At 67.9% G+C, this 14,727-nt stretch carries 13 protein-coding genes and 2 tRNA genes; 5 read left to right on the top strand and 10 right to left on the bottom strand.

From position 1 onward, the window contains the following. The first annotated feature begins 57 nt into the window (after nt 1-57). From cofC to OHB23_RS12795, 3 genes are all read left to right on the top strand, one after another. Nucleotides 58-756 carry a 2-phospho-L-lactate guanylyltransferase gene (cofC, locus tag OHB23_RS12805; RefSeq protein ID WP_027507000.1) on the top strand — a complete coding sequence of 233 codons (699 nt, stop codon included), beginning with the start codon at nt 58-60 and terminating at the stop codon, nt 754-756. Nucleotides 757-942: 186 nt separating this feature from the next. After that, entirely contained in the window at nt 943-3,072 is a 2,130-nt protein-coding gene (locus tag OHB23_RS12800; protein WP_231476464.1) for an RNA degradosome polyphosphate kinase, read from the top strand. A 9-nt stretch (nt 3,073-3,081) separates the two neighbouring features. After that, the gene (locus tag OHB23_RS12795) at nt 3,082-4,017 is read left to right on the top strand and encodes an NUDIX hydrolase (RefSeq protein ID WP_222649238.1); all 936 of its coding nucleotides are present in this window, start codon (nt 3,082-3,084) and stop codon (nt 4,015-4,017) included. Nucleotides 4,018-4,094: 77 nt separating this feature from the next. Here the strand turns inward: OHB23_RS12795 and OHB23_RS12790 are convergent, their stop codons facing one another. The 3 genes from OHB23_RS12790 to leuC form a co-directional block, all read right to left on the bottom strand. Continuing rightward, nucleotides 4,095-4,805: an HU family DNA-binding protein gene (locus OHB23_RS12790; RefSeq protein ID WP_027507003.1), complete on the bottom strand. Its 711-nt coding sequence runs from the start codon at nt 4,803-4,805 to the stop codon at nt 4,095-4,097. Between the two features lie 162 nt (nt 4,806-4,967). Beyond that, nucleotides 4,968-5,576, bottom strand: a complete 609-nt coding sequence (leuD, locus tag OHB23_RS12785) for a 3-isopropylmalate dehydratase small subunit (RefSeq protein WP_027507004.1) — start codon at nt 5,574-5,576, stop codon at nt 4,968-4,970. A 54-nt stretch (nt 5,577-5,630) separates the two neighbouring features. Further along, on the bottom strand, nt 5,631-7,049 hold the full coding sequence (leuC, locus tag OHB23_RS12780) for a 3-isopropylmalate dehydratase large subunit (RefSeq protein ID WP_204867952.1): 1,419 nt from the start codon (nt 7,047-7,049) through the stop codon (nt 5,631-5,633). A 61-nt stretch (nt 7,050-7,110) separates the two neighbouring features. On the opposite strand from leuC, the gene OHB23_RS12775 reads away from it, so the two are divergent. Continuing rightward, complete coding sequence (locus OHB23_RS12775) at nt 7,111-7,812, top strand: IclR family transcriptional regulator (protein WP_027507006.1); 702 nt, start codon at nt 7,111-7,113, stop codon at nt 7,810-7,812. Nucleotides 7,813-7,855: 43 nt separating this feature from the next. Here the strand turns inward: OHB23_RS12775 and OHB23_RS12770 are convergent, their stop codons facing one another. From OHB23_RS12770 to OHB23_RS12745, 6 genes are all read right to left on the bottom strand, one after another. Further along, nucleotides 7,856-8,686 carry a glycosyltransferase family 2 protein gene (locus OHB23_RS12770; protein WP_222649240.1) on the bottom strand — a complete coding sequence of 277 codons (831 nt, stop codon included), beginning with the start codon at nt 8,684-8,686 and terminating at the stop codon, nt 7,856-7,858. 109 nt (nt 8,687-8,795) lie between these two features. Then, nucleotides 8,796-8,868: transfer RNA gene (locus OHB23_RS12765), tRNA-Glu, on the bottom strand. Between the two features lie 83 nt (nt 8,869-8,951). Further along, nucleotides 8,952-9,023: transfer RNA gene (locus OHB23_RS12760), tRNA-Gln, on the bottom strand. An 87-nt stretch (nt 9,024-9,110) separates the two neighbouring features. Continuing rightward, a complete protein-coding gene (locus OHB23_RS12755) occupies nt 9,111-10,097 on the bottom strand; it encodes a YihY/virulence factor BrkB family protein (protein WP_037187043.1) in 987 nt (328 codons plus the stop codon). Between the two features lie 36 nt (nt 10,098-10,133). Continuing rightward, complete coding sequence (gene gltX / locus OHB23_RS12750; RefSeq protein ID WP_027507009.1) at nt 10,134-11,618, bottom strand: glutamate--tRNA ligase; 1,485 nt, start codon at nt 11,616-11,618, stop codon at nt 10,134-10,136. Continuing rightward, nucleotides 11,615-12,385, bottom strand: a complete 771-nt coding sequence (locus OHB23_RS12745; RefSeq protein ID WP_328809653.1) for a fumarylacetoacetate hydrolase family protein — start codon at nt 12,383-12,385, stop codon at nt 11,615-11,617. The genes gltX and OHB23_RS12745 overlap by 4 nt, the downstream gene beginning before the upstream one ends. Nucleotides 12,386-12,516: 131 nt before the next feature. Here OHB23_RS12745 and OHB23_RS12740 point away from each other — a divergent pair, with 131 nt between their 5' ends. After that, nucleotides 12,517-13,722, top strand: a complete 1,206-nt coding sequence (locus OHB23_RS12740) for an MFS transporter (protein ID WP_222637758.1) — start codon at nt 12,517-12,519, stop codon at nt 13,720-13,722. Here the strand turns inward: OHB23_RS12740 and OHB23_RS12735 are convergent. Beyond that, nucleotides 13,711-14,724, bottom strand: a complete 1,014-nt coding sequence (locus tag OHB23_RS12735; RefSeq protein WP_328809652.1) for a 3-isopropylmalate dehydrogenase — start codon at nt 14,722-14,724, stop codon at nt 13,711-13,713. The two genes, OHB23_RS12740 and OHB23_RS12735, sit on opposite strands and share 12 nt — an antisense overlap. Between the last annotated feature and the right edge of the window lie 3 nt (nt 14,725-14,727).

The following is a 14,727-nucleotide window of genomic DNA, read 5'->3' as shown; positions in this document are numbered from 1 at the left end:
TGTCGGAGGCCTGCCGAACGAAGTCGGCGGTAATGACTGCTGGCAGGATCGACGGTCATGAGCACGCCCAGTCGACCTCCGACCGACACCGCCCCACGGCGCGGTGTCCATCTCGTGCTCGCGGTGAAGAACCTCGTCGACGCGAAGAGCCGACTGTCCACGACCTTCCCCGGCGACGAACGCGCCGAACTCGTGCTGGCGATGTTGCGCGACACCGCGTCGGCCGCCGCAGCGGCGGACGTCGTCACCGGATGGTCGGTCGTCACGCCGGACTCTCGCGTCGCGAGCGTCGCGGTCGCCCTCGGCGGACACACGGTGTCCGAACCCGAGTCGGGTGCCGCCACCACCGTGGAGCGACTCAACCGCGCCCTGTCCGCAGCGGACGACGCGATCAGTGACGCCCACGGCGGCGACGTGATCGCCCTGCAGGCCGACCTCCCCGCCCTGCGCACCGCGGAACTGGTCGCGGCCTACGCCGCCGCTCCCCCGGACACCCGCTCGGTGGTGATCGATCACACCGGAACCGGAACGTCGGCCCTGATCGTGCGGGGTCGCCCCCGGCGCCTCGAACCACGGTTCGGTCCGGACTCGGCCTCGCGCCACGTCGATTCCGGGGCGTTCCCTCTCCGCGGCACCTGGCCGGGTCTGCGTCTGGACGTGGACACGGCGGACGACGTCCGCGCCGCCCTCGACCTGGGGGTGGGGCCGCACACCGCCGCGCTGCTCGCCGAGCTCGGCTGGACCGCCGCGCGCTGACACGGCCGGGCGAGGCCCGTCGCGAATTCGCACGCGGTCGACTACTCGCGCTCGGCCCGCGTGAGGGATGATCGACGCGTGACCAACGAGGCGACCGAGAACACGACCGACGCCCCTTCCCGTTCCGGGGCCCCCACGAGTTCCGCAGCACCCGGTGACGCCGTCGACGGTGAGTGGAGCGCGCCGCTGGCCAGCCGCGCACCCTCCGCACCCACGGCACCGCCGGCCGCGACATCGGACACCGCGGTGCCGGTGGACCTGCTCCCGGAGGACCGCTATCTCAACCGCGAGTTGAGCTGGCTCGACTTCAACTCACGGGTGCTGGCACTCGCGGAGGACTCGTCGCTTCCGCTGCTTGAGCGGGCGAAGTTCCTCGCCATCTTCGCCAGCAACCTCGACGAGTTCTACATGGTGCGGGTGGCCGGCCTCAAGCGCCGCGACGAGACCGGCCTGTCCGTCCGCTCCGCCGACGGACTCTCCCCCCGCGAACAGCTGGCGTTGATCGCCCGGCGCACCCAGGAGATCGCCGACCGTCACGCCCGCACCTTCATCGACCGCATCCTGCCGGAGCTGGCGAACGAGGGAATCTCGGTCATCCGGTGGTCGGAGGTCACCTCCGACGAGCGGACCCGTCTGACACGGTATTTCACCGAGCAGGTGTTCCCCGTCCTCACCCCGCTGGCCGTGGATCCCGCCCACCCGTTCCCGTACATCTCCGGACTGAGCCTCAATCTCGCTGTGACGGTGAAGGACTCGACCACGGGCGGCGAGCACTTCGCCAGGGTGAAGGTCCCGGACAACGTCGATCGGTTCGTGCAGTTGCACCGAGGCGACGTCGGCGCCGTGCCCGCGTTCCTTCCCATGGAGGAGCTCATCGCGGCGCATCTCGACGTTCTGTTCCCGGGACTCCAGATCGTCGAGCACCACGCCTTCCGCATCACGCGCAACGCCGATTTCGAGGTGGAGGAGGATCGGGACGAGGACCTCCTGCAGGCCCTCGAGCGCGAACTCGCGCGCCGCCGTTTCGGATCGCCCGTGCGCCTCGAGGTCGCGGACGACATGACCGACCACATGCTCAGCCTGTTGCTGCGCGAGTTGGACGTCGATCCCGGCGACGTCATCCAGGTGCCGGGACTGCTCGATCTGTCGTGCCTCATGCAGCTCTACGGCGTCGACAAGCCCGTCCTGAAGGATGCACCGTTCGTGCCTGCGACGCACCCCGCCTTCGGAGAGCGCGAGACGCCCAAGTCGATCTTCTCCACGCTGCGCGACGGGGACGTGCTGCTGCATCACCCGTACGACTCGTTCTCCACCAGCGTGCAGCGCTTCATCGAGCAGGCGGCAGCCGATCCGCACGTGCTCGCCATCAAGCAGACCCTCTATCGGACGTCGGGCGACTCCCCCATCGTCAACGCGCTGATCGCCGCGGCAGAGGCCGGCAAGCAGGTCGTGACTCTCGTGGAGATCAAGGCGCGCTTCGACGAACAGGCCAACATCGCCTGGGCACGCAAACTGGAGCAGGCCGGCGTGCACGTGGTCTACGGGTTGGTCGGCCTGAAGACCCACTGCAAGACGTGCCTCGTCGTCCGCCGCGAAGGCGACACCATTCGCCGGTACTGCCACATCGGCACCGGCAACTACAACCCCAAGACCGCCCGACTCTACGAGGACGTGGGTCTCATCACGGCCGCCGACGAGATCGGCGCCGACCTCACCGACCTGTTCAACTCGCTCACCGGTTACTCGCGCAAGGAGCAGTACCGGAACCTCCTCGTCGCGCCGTTCGGTGTGCGGGCGGGAATCGTCGAGCGCATCGAGGCCGAGGTGCGGGCGCACAAGGACGGCGCGAAAGCCCGAATCCGCCTGAAGGCCAACGCACTCGTCGACGAGCAGGTGATCGACGCGCTGTACTGGGCGTCCACCGAGGGCGTCCAGGTCGAGGTGGTCGTCCGCGGTATCTGCGCTCTCAAGCCGGGCGTACCCGGTCTCAGCGAGAACATTCAGGTGCGGTCGATTCTCGGACGGTTCCTCGAACACTCGCGTGTGTTGCACTTCGAGGCGATCGACGAGTTCTGGATCGGCAGCGCGGACATGATGCACCGCAACCTCGATCGACGCGTGGAGGTCATGGCTCAGGTGAAGGACCCGAAGCTGTCCGGTCAGCTGAACTCGATGCTCGACTCGGCCATGGACGTCACGACCCGCTGCTGGGTACTGCAGTCCGACGGCGCCTGGACGGCGTCCCCCGCGAGCGGCGAGACGGTGCGGGATCACCAGGTGTCCCTCATGCGCCAGCGTCGCTACACCGGATCGTGAGGTGGGTCGATGAGCAGCTCACGCGCATCGAAGACGCCTGATCCGGTCCTGGCCGCGGGTGCGGTGCTGTGGCGTCCGGGCCCCGAGGGCGACGAGCCGATGGTGGCGCTGGTGCATCGACCGCGCTACGACGACTGGTCCCTTCCGAAGGGCAAGGTCGAGGCCGACGAGGTACCCGCTGTCGCCGCCGTCCGAGAAGTGTGGGAGGAGACCGGTTTCCGGTGCGTTCTCGGACACGGTCTCGGAACCACCACCTACCCGCTCCCGCGCTCGAAGAAGATCAAGCAGGTGGACTACTGGGCCGCTCGAGTCGTGGACGGCGAGTTCGCCGTCAACGACGAGGTCGACGAACTGCGGTGGCTCACTCCCGCCGAGGCTCGTGATCTCGCGACCTACGAGGCGGACCGGGACGTCGTCGGCCGTTTCGCGCAGCACCCGGTCCCGACGAGTACGGCTGTGCTGGTGCGCCATGCGCGGGCGGGGAGCAAGGCTCGCTACAAGGGGGACGACGCCGAACGGCCTCTCGACAGCGTCGGGGTCCGCCAGGCGGCCGCACTGGTTCCTCTGATCCAGGCCTACGGCGGCACCGACGGATTCACCGCCGAGCGTGCTCGGTGCGTCCAGACCATCGCGCCGTGGGCCGAGTCCGTCGGAGTCGATCTGGCCCTGGAGCCCACGCTGACCGAGGAGGGGTACGCGCAGGATCCCGACAAGGGACGTCAGCGCGCACGCGAGATCATCGCCTCGACGTCCGGCGTCCCGGTGATCTGCAGTCAGGGCAAGGTGATTCCGAACCTGATGGAGTGGTGGGCCGAGAGCGACGGCGTCGAACTCTCCCGCACCCGATCACGCAAGGCCAGCGTTTGGGTGCTCAGCTTCGTCGGTGGTGTGCTGGTGGCAGCGGACTACACCGATTCGCCACTCCCGCGTAGCCGGCACGACTGAACTGCCGGCACGGCCGACACGAACACGAAGGAGCCCCGGACCGATGGTCCGGGGCCCCTTCGTGCCGAACGGGAACGTTACTTGCGTGCAGTACGTTTCGCCGGCGCCTTCTTGGCGGGCGCCTTCTTCGCGGGCGCGGCCTTCTTGGCCGGGGTGGTCTTCTTGGCTGCAGTCTTGGCCGGTGCCTTCGTCGCTGTGGTCTTCTTCGCGGCGGCCGTGGTGGTCTTCTTGGCTGCCGTCTTGGCGGGTGCCTTGGTGGCGGTGGTCTTCTTGGCCGCTGTCTTGGCCGGTGCCTTGGTGGCCGTGGTCTTCTTCGCCGCCGTCTTGGCCGGTGCCTTGGTGGCCGTGGTCTTCTTCGCCGCCGTCTTGGCGGGAGCCTTGGTCGCCGCCTTCGCGGGAGCCTTGGCCGCGGTCTTCTTCGCCGCCGCCGTCTTCTTCGCTGCCGCAGTCTTCTTCGCGGGGGCTGCGGAGGCGCCACGCTTCACGGCGGGACCCGTGGCGGACAGCTTCTGGCCACCGGCGATGACGGCCTTGAACTGAGCACCGGGACGGAACGCGGGAACGGACGTCGGCTTGACCTTGACGGTCTCGCCGGTGCGCGGGTTACGAGCGACGCGGGCCGCACGGCGACGCTGCTCGAAGACACCGAAGCCGGTGATGGTGACCGACTCGCCGCGGTGCACGGCGCGCACGATGATGTCGACGATGTTCTCGACAGCGTCCGTGGCGCTCCGGCGATCCGCGCCTGTCTTCTCGGTCAGGGCGTCGATCAGTTCTGCCTTGTTCATCGGTGATTCCTCCGCATACTGATTGGCCCGTCGTCGGACCGACTGAGTACCACGGTAAACCGGAAATGCGCACGAGTCCACGAGCCACGCCAAAACAGTCTGTTCGGCTGTAATCGTCGCAGCCACAATGAGTGTCGCGGGAAGGACCTTTTCGGCCCGGAATCACCGAGCCTGATCGGGCGCCGGAAGTGTCTTCGGCTTCCATTCCGGACGCGACTTCTCGAACTCGGAAATGGCCTCTACCTGGCGTAACGTCAGCGCGACGTCGTCCAGCCCCTCCAGCAGACGCCACCTCGTGTAGTCGTCAATATCGAAGCGCACCACCAGTGTTCCGGCGCTGATCGTCTTCGTCTCGAGGTCGACGGTGAGTTCCGTCCCGGGGCGCTCGTCGAGCAATTTCCACAGCAGTTCCACATCCGATTGCTCGACAACGGCGGCCAGCAGACCCGCCTTTCCGGCGTTTCCGCGGAAGATGTCGGCGAATCTGGACGCGATCACGGCCCGGAATCCGTAGTCCGAGAGTGCCCACACGGCGTGCTCCCGAGAGGACCCGGTGCCGAAATCGGGTCCGGCGACGAGAACCGAACCCTTGTCGAACGGCGGGGTGTTGAGGACGAAACCGGGATCGGTGCGCCACCCCGCGAAGAGCCCGTCCTCGAAACCCGTTCGGGTCACGCGCTTGAGGTACACGGCGGGGATGATCTGGTCGGTGTCGACGTTGCTGCGGCGCAGCGGGACACCGATTCCGGTGTGCGTGGTGAACGATTCCATGACGAGCTCCTGACGGGGCGTACGAGGGACGGGGCGGACGGATTCTCGGTCGACTCAGCCGAGATCGGCGGGAGCCGACAACCGTCCACGCACCGCGGTGGCGGCGGCGACGGCCGGTGAGACGAGGTGCGTACGGCCGCCCTTGCCCTGGCGCCCTTCGAAGTTGCGGTTCGACGTCGAGGCCGATCGCTCACCCGGAGCGAGCTGATCGGGATTCATGCCGAGACACATCGAGCACCCCGCCTGGCGCCATTCCGCCCCTGCGGCAGTGAAGATCGCGCCCAGTCCCTCGTCCTCGGCCTGTGCGCGCACGCGCATCGAGCCGGGAACGACGAGCATCCGCACACCGTCGGCAACGGTACGGCCGTCCAAGATCTTCGCTGCCACACGGAGATCCTCGATCCGACCGTTGGTGCAGGACCCCAGAAAGACGGTGTCGACCGCGATGTCGCGCAACGGCGTGCCCGGCTCGAGACCCATGTAGGTGAGCGCCTTCTCGGCGGACTGACTCTCGCCCTCGTCGAGGATCTCGGCCGGATCGGGTACCGACGCACTGAGGGGGGCGCCCTGACCGGGGTTGGTGCCCCAGGTGACGAACGGAGTCAGCGCCGACCCGTCGATCCGCACTTCCTTGTCGAAGACGGCACCGTCGTCGGTGACGAGCGTGGACCAGTCGGCGACGGCCTGCTCCCACAGCTCACCGGAGGGAGCGTGCGGCCGACCCTTGATGTACTCGAACGTGATCTCGTCGGGGGCGATCATGCCCGCGCGCGCGCCCGCCTCGATGGACATGTTGCAGATGGTCATCCGCGCTTCCATCGACATCTTCCGGATGGCCTCGCCGCGGTACTCGATGACGTAGCCCTGCCCACCGCCCGTACCGATCTGTGCGATGACCGCCAGGATCAGGTCCTTGCTGCCGACGTCGTCACCGAGCTCGCCGTCCACCGTGACCGACATGGTCTTGAAGGGGCGCAACGACAGTGTCTGGGTCGCCAGCACGTGCTCGACCTCACTGGTGCCGATGCCCATCGCGAGGGCGCCGAACGCGCCGTGCGTCGAGGTGTGGCTGTCCCCGCACACGACAGTGGTTCCCGGCTGCGTCAGACCGAGCTGGGGCCCGATGATGTGCACGATGCCCTGCTCGATGTCGCCCATCGAGTGCAGGCGGATGCCGAACTCCTCGCAGTTGCGCCGCAGGGTGTCCACCTGCGTCCGGGAGACGAGATCCGCGATCGGCTGGTCGATGTCGACCGTCGGGACGTTGTGGTCCTCCGTCGCGATCGTCAGATCGGGCCGGCGCACGGGCCGACCGGCCAGACGCAGTCCGTCGAACGCCTGCGGGCTGGTGACCTCGTGCACGAGGTGGAGATCGATGTAGACGAGATCCGGCTTGGTCGCGTCACCCTCACCACCGCCGCGAACGACGACGTGCTGATCCCAGACCTTCTCCGCCAGGGTCTTCGCTGCCATGACTCCACCTTTCGACCGACGACGATCACCATCTCACGTTGTGAGACGCTAGTATCGCTACATGGGACAGCATAGCGGCATCGGCGTTCTGGACAAAGCAATGAGCGTTCTGCAGGCTGCGTCACTCGAACCGTGCAGCCTCGCCGACCTGTGTTCCGCCACCGGGCTCCCCCGCGCCACCGCGCATCGGCTCGCCATCGGACTCGAGACGCACCGCATGCTGAGCCGCGACGCCGACGGACTGTGGCGACCGGGGCCGGCGCTCGCCGAACTCGCGCACACCGCCGAGGACCCTCTTCTCGACGCCGCGGCCACGGTGCTGCCACGGCTGCGCGAGATCACCGGGGAGAGCGTGCAGGTCTACCGCATCGACGGCACGGTGCGCGTGTGCGTGGCCTCCATGGAACCTCCCACCGGGCTGCGCGACACCGTGCTCGTCGGCGCCCGCCTCCCCCTCACCGCCGGCTCCGGCGCCAAGGTGCTGTTGGCGTGGGCCGACCCCGCACTACAGCGCAGCGTCCTCCCCGACGCAGCCTTCGGTGAGCGAGTGCTAGCCGAGGTACGCAAGCGCGGCTGGGCGCAGAGCGCCGCCGAGCGCGAGCCCGGCGTCGCCAGCGTCGCCGCACCGATCCGCGGACGCGACGACCGCGTGGTCGCCGCGATCTCCGTGTCCGGCCCGATCGACCGCATGGGGCGCCGCCCCGGAGCGCGCTGGGCCGCCGACCTTCTCGCGGCCGCGGACGCCGTGCAGAAGCGCCTCTGAGGCGGAGCCCGGCCGATCCGGGGGTTCGGTCTCGCGTACCGGATCAGCCGTGCGAACGCTCGCCCCACCGTTGGCTCCGACGCTGCGCCGACCGGGTCACCGGAACGTGCCCTCTCGACGAGACGGCGTCGGAGCGCTCGAACTCGTGCACTGTCGGCTGCGGCGTGGACAGCCACTTCCTCACGTTGCCCCGGTGCAGGCGCAGCACACCGCCCACCATGCCCACCGCAGACTTGGCGAGATACTTGCGGTTGCCCATCATCGCGATGGCCGTTGCGCGGCCGAAGTGGTTGATGAACGCGCGCTCGGTGACATAGCTGCCGAATCCCTCTGCTGTGGCGCGGATGCAGAAGTCGACGTCCGCACCCCAGCCCGTGGACCCGAAGTTGCGTTCGTCGTACCCGCCGAGTGCGAGCCAGGTGTCCTTCGTGATCGTCATGGCGGTTCCGTCCACGGCGAAGCACTTGCGGTACCGGTCGACCGGGACGTAGTCCTCGGCGGGCCCCGAGTACGTCGTCTTCATGTCTCGGTGGCCATAGGCATCGTCGTAGACCGGCACGACGATGCCCGCATCGGACGGCAGTTGCGGGTCGGTCACCGCGTCGAGGAACCCGCGGGACAACCGCGTGTCGTTGTTCAGCGTCATCGCATGGGTGTGGCCGTCGCTGAAGGCGATGCGGAACCCGAGGTTCGACCCGCCGGCCCAGCCGAGATTGCGGCCGGGCGTGACGACGCGCTCGTCGGCGAGCGGGATGTAGTCACCGCGGTTGTCGATGATCACGAAGGTGGCGTTCTCCCGCCGCAGATCCTTCACCAAGGCATGGGTGTATTCGATCTGGCCGTAGACGGGAACAGCAATCAGTAGTGAAGACACACAAACAACGTACGACAATCGGACACTCGCCCACCAGTCGAACCAAACCATCTGGTACCGCATCGACGAAAACGAGGACCACCGCATCGCGGTGGTCCTCGTTTTGTTGTAGCCCCGACGGGATTCGAACCCGCGCTACCGCCTTGAGAGGGCGGCGTCCTAGGCCGCTAGACGACGGGGCCAGGATCTTCATCTGTGAATCAGGTGGAGCAACCGGGAGAGCATAACCGGCCGAGAGCATCCGACGAAATCGGGTGTTTCTCCGCTGGGGTACCAGGACTCGAACCTAGAATGGCGGTACCAGAAACCGCTGTGTTGCCAATTACACCATACCCCAATGGCCTGGTCCGGCCGCGTTCTCCGGGCCGTTTCGAGCCGTGGAGAACACTACCAAACACCATCCCGCATTCACCAAATCGGCTGGTCAGCGGGCTGAGTCGGTCGACTGCGACCCGTCGGGCTCGCCGAAGGTGACCTCGATCTCCTCGAAACCCTTGCTTCGCTGCGCCTCCGCCTGCGCCGTGTACGCGTCTCGATCACCGTCGGTCAGTTCGACGTTGTCCGTGAACGGGGTGAGCAGAGCGCGCGGGTGCAACCTGTCGGTCCGCACGACGTTCACCTCGATGCACAGCACCAACACCAGCGAGGAGATGTAGAGGAACGCGAGCAGCCCGAGGACGATCGCGAACACACCGTTGGTGGTGTCCGCACCGCCGACGACGCGTTGGACGTACAGCCCACCGAAGGACTGCAGGGCCTGCCACAGCAGCGCGCCGATGACGGCTCCGGGAAGCACGTCGCGCACGCTCACCGCACGCGTGGTCCCGAGCCGGAACGCCACGACGAACGTGGCGGTGTTGAGCACGATCGCCGCGATCGTGACGAGCACCTGTGCGACCGTGCCGAAGAAGCCCGCCGCGTTGAAACCGTTCAGGACCGTGACGCCGATGACGGCCGTCCCGACGGTCAGCAGCAGGCCGAAGCCGCGCACCCGCGCCCGGACGGGATCGGGGCGATCGTTCTTCGGGACGGACCAGGCGACGTTCATCGCGTTCTGTGCGGCCACCGCCACACCCAGGCCGCCGTAGAGCGATCCCAGGACACCGATGACGATGGCCCCGGTCCCCCCGCTCAGCCCTTCCGGTTGGCCGAGTTGTTCACCGATCAAGGGGATCTGGCTCATGGCCGAATCGATGATCCGTTGCTGCAGTTCGGGATCACCGGCCAGGACGATGCCCAGGACGGTGGAGAACAGCAGCAGCAACGGGAACAGCGAGATGAAACCGAAGTAGGCGATGAGCGCTGCCAGGTAGCCGCCCTGGTCGTCGAAGAACTTGTAGAACACGGCCAACGGGAACCCCATGGCGGGATGCCGCTGCTGAAATCTGTCGATCCGATCGGTGAAGCTCATCACCACACCCTTTCGCCCGAACTGCCCCGAGTCACCTCAGACGATCGACGCACGGGCCGACCGCAAGCGGGCCAGCGTCAGCTCCCGGCCCAGCAGCACCATCGACTCGTACAGCGGTGGGCTGATGTGGGAACCGGTCACCGCCACGCGCACCGGCGCGAACGCCTTACGCGGCTTCAGCTCCATCTCGTCGATCAGCGCGACCTTGAGAGCCGACTCCAAGGCCTCCGCAGTCCACTCCGGTGCGCCCTCGACGGCGCTCACCGTCGCGTCCAGAACGGGTGCCGCGTCGGCGCCCAGATTCTTGGCTGCCGATGCCGGATCGACCGTGAACTCGTCGGCGGGGGCAAGCAGGAACTTCAGCAGTCCCCAGGCGTCGGACAACACGACGATGCGCGTCTGCACCAGTTCCGCGGCCTCGGCGAACGCTGCGTCCGACACCCCGATCGGATGGCCGTGCGTCTCGAGATACGCCCGCAGGCGCGCGGCGAAGTCGGCCGGCTCGAGCAACCGGATGTGTTCGGCGTTGATGGCGTCGGCCTTCTTCTGGTCGAAGCGGGCCGGGTTCGAGTTGACCGTCGAGATGTCGAAGGCACCCACCATCTCGTCGAGCGAGAACACGTCCCGGTCCTCGGAGAATCCCCACCCGAGGAGAGCCAGGTAGTTCAGCAGACCTTCGGGGACGAACCCGCGCTCCCGGTGCAGGAAGAGATCGGCCTCGGGGTCGCGCTTCGACAACTTCTTGTTGCCCTGCCCCATCACGAACGGGAGGTGCCCGAACTGCGGAATGCGTTCTGCCACACCGATGCGCACGAGGGCTTCGTACAGCGCGATCTGACGCGGGGTCGAGGACAGCAGATCCTCACCGCGCAGGACGTGCGTGATCTTCATCAGCGCGTCGTCCACGGGGTTCACCAACGTGTACAGCGGGACACCGTTGCCGCGGGTGAGCGCGAAGTCGGGGACCGTGCCGGCGCGGAACGTCGTCTCGCCGCGCACGAGGTCGTTCCACGACAGATCGTGATCGGGCATACGCAACCGGACGACGGGCTTGCGTCCCTCGGCGCGGAAGGCCTCCCGCTGCTCGTCGGTCAGCGTGCGGTCGTGATTGTCGAAGCCCAACTTCGGATCCCGGCCGGCCGCGAGATGCCGCGCCTCCACCTCCTCCGGTGTGGAGAAGCTCTCGTACGCCTCCCCCGCGTCGACGAGCTGCTGCACCACGGCGAGGTGCTGATCGCGGCGCAACGACTGCCGGTACGGCTCGTACGGCCCACCGACCTCGGGACCCTCGTCCCAGTCGAGTCCGAGCCACCGCAGTGCGTCGAGCAGCGCCTGGTACGACTCCTCGGAATCACGTGCCGCGTCGGTGTCCTCGATGCGGAACACGAATGCGCCGCCGTGATGGCGGGCGAACGCCCAGTTGAACAGCGCCGTGCGCACCAGCCCGACGTGCGGGGTTCCGGTGGGCGACGGGCAGAACCGGACGCGGACGTCGGATGCGGGAACGCTCGCGGCGGTCACTTGTCCACCACCGGATTGGTCAGCGTGCCGATGCCCTCGATCTCGACGGACACGCTTTCGCCCGCCACGATCGGCCCCACGCCTTCCGGGGTGCCGGTCAGGATGACGTCACCGGGAAGCAGCGTCATCACCGACGAGATCCACTCGATGATCTTCGGCACGTCGTGCAGCAGGAGCGACGTACGGCTGTTCTGCTTCACCACGCCGTCCACCGTGGTGGTCAGAGCGAGATCCGAGGCGTCGAGCGAGGTCTCGATCCACGGGCCGAGTGGGCAGAAGGTGTCGTAACCCTTGGCGCGGGTCCACTGACCGTCGTGGCGCTGGTTGTCGCGGGCCGTGACGTCGTTCGCAACGGTGTAGCCGAGCACCACGTCGAGAGCGCGTGCTGCCGGAACGTCCTTGCACGGACGGCCGATGACCACCGCGAGCTCACCTTCGAAGTGGACCTCGGACGACGTCGGCGGACGCACGATGTTCGCACCGGGTCCGACGATGGACGTGTTGGGCTTGATGAAGATGACCGGGTCCTCGGGTGCGTCCGAGCCCATCTCCGCGGCGTGCGCCGCGTAGTTCTTGCCGATGCAGATCACCTTGCTGGCCAGAATGGGCGCCAGCAGGCGGACATCGGCCAGGGACCAGCTCCGGCCGGTGAAGGTGGGTGTGCCGAAGGGATGTTCCGCGATCTCTCGCGCCGTCCTCTCGTCTCCGTCGCCTTCGATGGCGACGAATGCAACACCGTCGGGACTCGCTACTCGACCAAGACGCATGGCGGAAGTCTATCGAGCGGCGTCGAGCGGACACCGGCGGGCGACGAACGACGATCACGTACGGGGTAGCATCGGCGACCGGGAGTTCAACAGGCGAGAATGTTGTCCCACATAGTGAGAACGGAGCCGGTATGAGTCGCGTCCAGCGCTACACCACGTCCACGGCGGGTCGGTGGGCGATGCTCGTGATCGGCATGCTCGCGACGGCCTCCACGGCACTGCTTCTCAACGGCGCCGCCTTCCTCATCCCCGCACTTCGGGATCAGCGCGGACTCTCGCTCGCGTCGGCGGGTCTGGTCGTGGCGATGCCGACGGCCGGCATCGTCCTGACTCTGTTCGCGTGGGGCGCCGTCGTCGACCGCGTGGGCGAACGGCGATCCCTGATCGCTGGTTCCGTGCTGACGTCGATGGCCGCCTTCTGCGCCGCCGCGACGGAGTCCACGGTGGCGCTGGCCGTCTTCCTGCTGCTCGGCGGCATGGCCGCCGCCAGCGTGAACTCCGCCACCGGACGCGTGGTGGTGGGGTGGTTCCCTCCCCACCGCCGCGGCCTGGCGATGGGAATCCGGCAGATGTCACTCCCTCTCGGAGTCGCGCTGTCCGCGTTGCTGATTCCCGGTATCGCCCGCGATCACGGAGTGGGAACCGCGATGCTCCTTCCCGCGGTCGCGTCCGCCCTCTCCGCTCTCGCCTGCCTCGTCGGTGTGTTCGATCCGCCGCGGCCCTCCCGATCGGCCGCCTCGAGTGCCGATCTCCTCGCGAACCCCTACCGCGGGCGTCGCGATCTCTGGCGCATACACGGTGCGTCGGTCGCGCTGGTGGTGCCGCAGTACGTGGTGTGGACGTTCGCCCTCGTCTGGCTCGTGGACCAACGGGCCTGGTCCCCGGAGGCCGCCGGTGTCCTGATCACCGTCTCGCAGATCCTCGGAGCGGGAGGACGCATCGCCGCCGGCGCAGTGTCGGACCGGGTGGGCAGCAGACTCGGACCGATGCGGTGGGTCGCCGTCGGCGTCGTGGCCGTGATGGCCGCGCTGGCGATCGCGGACGCCGCGGGCCTCGCGGTATCGGTGGTGATACTCGTGGTCGCGTCGGTGGCGACGGTGTCACCCAACGGGCTCGCATTCACCGCCGTGGCCGAGCGGGCGGGTCCGTTCTGGAGCGGGCGAGCACTCGGCGCGCAGAACACCAGTCAGTTCATCGCCGCGTCGGCGGTTCCCCCGGTGTTCGGCGCCCTGATCACGCACACGTCGTACGCGGTGGCGTTCGGGGTGTCCGCGGCGATCGCGCTTCTCGCGGTACCGACCATTCCGCGAGAAGCGCGAGACCGACTACACCAGTGAGGCGATCCGATCGCCGATCGCCGCGGTCGTGCCCGGGTCCCCGGCGGTGCGCGTCGCCAGGTCCTGCGCGACGGCGGACTCGACGCGCGCCGCCGCCTCGGTCTCGCCGAGATGTGCGAGGAGGAGCGACACCGACAGGATGGCGGCCGTCGGATCGGCGATTCCCTTGCCGGCGATGTCCGGCGCACTGCCGTGCACGGGCTCGAACATGCTCGGATTCGTGCGCGTCGCATCGATGTTCGCGCTCGCGGCCAGACCGATACCACCGGCGACCGCGGCCGCGAGATCGGTGATGATGTCGCCGAAGAGATTGTCGGTGACGATCACGTCGAAGCGGCCCGGGTCGGTCACCAGGTGGATCGTCGCCGCGTCGATGTGCTGGTACGCCACCTCGACGTCGGGGAACTCTGCGGCGACCTCGTCGACCGTCCGCTTCCACAGCGATCCCGCGAACCCCAGCACGTTCGTCTTGTGCAGCAGGGTCAGGTGCCTGCGACGACCCATCGCTCGCGCGAAGCCGTCACGGACCACGCGCTCCACACCGAACCGCGTGTTCAGGCTGACCTCGGTGGCGACCTCGTGCGGAGTGCCGACGCGGATGGCGCCGCCGTTGCCCGTGTACGGGCCCTCGGTGCCCTCCCGCACGACGACGATGTCGACCGGCTTGTTGCCCGCCAACGGACCGACGACACCCGGGTACAGCTTGGACGGGCGCAGGTTGATGTGGTGATCCAGCGCGAATCGTGCGGTCAGCAACAATCCGCGCTCGAGCACACCGCTGGGCACCGACGGATCACCGATGGCGCCGAGCAGGATGGCGTCGTGTCCGCGGAGCTCCTCGAGCACCGACGGCGGCAGGATCTCCCCCGTCGCGTGATAGCGCCGTGCACCCAGGTCGTACTCCGTGGTCTCCGCACCGGGCGCGACCACCTCGAGCACCTTGAGTGCCTCGGCCACCACCTCCGGTCCGATGCCGTCTCCGGCCACGACACCCAGCTTCATCGA

Source organism: Rhodococcus sp. NBC_00294, assembly GCF_036163995.1.
Lineage (GTDB): Bacteria > Actinomycetota > Actinomycetes > Mycobacteriales > Mycobacteriaceae > Rhodococcoides.
The sequence above is the reverse complement of the archived record's forward strand: the minus strand, read 5'-3'. Positions and strand labels throughout refer to the sequence as shown.